This is a genomic window from Endozoicomonas sp. ONNA1 (assembly GCF_024606325.1).
Classification (GTDB): Bacteria; Pseudomonadota; Gammaproteobacteria; order Pseudomonadales; family Endozoicomonadaceae; genus Endozoicomonas_A.
Window position 1 is genome coordinate 1 of the sequence record NZ_JAHHPN010000224.1, and the last position, 2,370, is coordinate 2,370.

Below are 2,370 nucleotides of genomic sequence, written 5' to 3' on the forward strand. Positions count from 1 at the left end.
GCACAGATTCTAGTTCAACGGGCAAATCGAGTAATAAACATTGATTGTTGTTATATACAGTAACGTCTCTGCCTGCACTGACACCCGTCGGTGCTTCCTCCAATCGAGGCTGCTCCGGTGTTGGCAAGGGTAAGCTGTCAATGCTGGAATTGTTTTTCAAAGGGCCCATACCTGCTTCTCTCAAGGCTCCAAAGTCATTATTTATCCACGGTTTGAAAGGACATTTAAAATTGATTCAAACGGTTAGAACCGGTTTTAGAGTAAAAGTTCATAAAAATAACACTGTTTTTTTAATCACTCCTCCATAGTTCGGTGATTCTCACCGTTTTATCTTCACTGACGGTCATTACATTTTGGCCATCGGTGCTGAAGTTGGCTGAGGTGACTGCTTTCTTGTGTTGAATGGTGGCTTTTTCCAGCCATGACTCATTGGCCTGCAAACCATAGATTTTCGCAGTGTTATCTTCACTGGCAGTCACCAGATTTTGACTATCGGTGCTGAAGTTGGCTGAGGTGACCGCCCCCTTGTGGCAAATGCAGGCTTTTTCTTCCCATAATGCAGTGCCCTTCAGGCTGTAGATTTTCACTGTGTTATCTTCACTGGCGCTCACCACATGGCGGCAATCGGCGCTGAAGTTGGCTGAGTAAACTCGATTATCATGCCGAATAGTGGTCATTTCTTTCCATGATCCATCGTCTTGCAGGTCAGAGATTTTCGCCGTGTGATCCTTACTGGCGGTGACCAGATGGCGGCTATCGGCGCTGAAGTGAATTGAGGTAAGTGTGCGCTGGTGTTTGATGGTGTCTTTTTCTACCCATGGTCCAGCAGCCTCCTGCCCATAGATTTTTACTGCGTAATCTGCACCACATAGCGCCAGATGTCGGTTATCGGGGCTGAGCCTGGCCGAAACGATAAAACCTGCATGAATAGTGTGCTCTTCTCGCCATGATCCATCATCCTCCTGACTACGAATTTTCACTATGCTATCCCCACTGATGGTCACCACATGGCGACCATCGGGACTGAAAGTGGCGGCAGTGACGAATCTGTCATGGGAAATGGTGGCTTTTACTTCCCACGATCCATCGTCCTCCTGACCATAGATTCTCACTCTTTTATCGTGACTGGCGGTGACCAGATGACGGCCATCGGCACTGAAGGTGGCTGAAATGACCCAGTTATTATGGGTAATGGTGGTTACTGATTCCCATGATCCATCGTCCTTCTGACCGTAGATGCTCGCTGTTTTATCGTGGCTGGCGGTGACCAGATGGCGGCCATCGGCGCTGAAGGTGGCTGATCTGATCCAATCATTATGGGTGATCGTGGCTTTTGATTGCCATGATCCATCGTCCTCCTGACCATAGATTCTCACTTTTTTATCGTGACTGACGGTGGCCAGATCACGGCTACCGGCACTGAAGGTGGCAACACTGATAGTTTGACTATGGATAATTTCGGCTTTTTCCACTAGCTTGAATTTTTGACATTGAAACATCAGTTTTCTGTGGTTGAAGAGCAGCAGAGCAGGAAAATAAGCACAATTTTGATCTTTTATGAGTGACTCGACAGTGTCCTTATTTGCAAATGGCCTCAACCAATAGCGGAGTTGTTGTTTATCTTTTGCCGTAACGATGGTCTTTAGTTGATATTGGTATGGTGATGGAAACTGGCGATACCACGCTCTTTCCAGCGCTTTATCGCTTTTAACAAGATCACGAAGATATATGCATACCTCTGCCAGCCGGGTAATCTCTCGAAAACCCAAGCAGCGAATAATCATAGATTTTGGTACATAGGGCAAATCGAGTAATAAAGATTTATTGTTCTCATTGACAGTAACCTCCCTGCCAACACTGACCCCCGTCAGTGCTTCCTCCGGTCGAGGCCGCTCAGATGTTGGCAAGTGTGAGTCGACAATGCTGTCATTGTTTTTCAAAGGGTCCATGCCTGATTTCTTCAAAGCTTCAAAGTCACTATTTATCCTCGGTTTGAAAGGACATTTAGCATTAATTCAACGTTTAGAACCGGTTTTGGACTGAAAGTTCAGAAAATTGAGATCAATGGAACTAAGCAACAGCAACACCCTGATCCGGGAAAATAATGATAGAAGGAAACTTTTTCACTGATGCTCACTGCAAACATTGCCATCGGGCTTTCGATATAACGCTGTTTTTTGATGGGTTCTTTGCAAAACTACGCTCATTCGATCATCAATCGCCCCTCCACAGTTCAGTGATTCTCACCGTGTGATCTGCACAAACGGTCAACACATTTCGGCCATCGGGGCTGAATTTGGCCGAGGTGATCACAAGCCCGTGAGAAATGATGGCTTTTTTTATCCATGACCCATTGGACCTGAGGCCATA

Annotated in this window: 1 protein-coding gene; it reads right to left on the minus strand. The window is 46.2% G+C overall.

Translation table 11 applies throughout. The features are described 5' to 3' along the window. Positions 1 to 290: 290 nt before the first annotated feature. Complete coding sequence (locus tag KDK19_RS05330) at positions 291 to 1,949, minus strand: WD40 repeat domain-containing protein (RefSeq protein WP_257291496.1); 1,659 nt, start codon at positions 1,947 to 1,949, stop codon at positions 291 to 293. Positions 1,950 to 2,370 lie beyond the last annotated feature (421 nt).

What these genes read in the sequence shown, in the direction of transcription:
- KDK19_RS05330 (WP_257291496.1), bottom strand. Translation starts at nt 1,949, where the DNA reads ATGGACCCTTTGAAAAACAATGACAGCATTGTCGACTCACACTTGCCA.